Here is a 342-nt window from a genome sequence, read left to right on the forward strand (position 1 = left end):
GACGGACTCTATGCCCTGGCACGCAACGAGATGAAGCAGGATCCCCTGAGCGGACACCTGTTCTGCTTCATCAATCGGCGTGCCAACCAGGTCAAAGTCTTGTATTGGGATCGCTCCGGTTTTTGTATTTGGAGCAAAAAATTGGAAGTTGGAAGGTTTGTCTCTGACTGGAGTCAGATCCGCTCTTCCGAAACCGATTGGACCCATCTCAAACTCCTGCTGGAGGGCGTGGAACCGAAGTCCTTCAGGAAACGTTTTTCCCGTGTGCCAACCGCTTGAAACGAGAGCAAAAATAACTCGAAAATATACCAGAAAATCGATCACAACCGATTGATTCGTGGT

The 342-nt window shown here is 49.4% G+C and carries 1 protein-coding gene; it reads left to right on the plus strand.

Translation table 11 applies throughout. From position 1 onward, the window contains the following. A partial coding sequence (gene tnpB / locus IV91_RS0115035) for an IS66 family insertion sequence element accessory protein TnpB (RefSeq protein ID WP_031599599.1) occupies positions 1 to 279 on the plus strand: 279 nt, incomplete at its 5' end. Between the last annotated feature and the right edge of the window lie 63 nt (positions 280 to 342).

The organism is Ferrovum myxofaciens, from assembly GCF_000735045.1.
GTDB classification, from domain to species: Bacteria; Pseudomonadota; Gammaproteobacteria; order Burkholderiales; family Ferrovaceae; genus Ferrovum; species Ferrovum myxofaciens.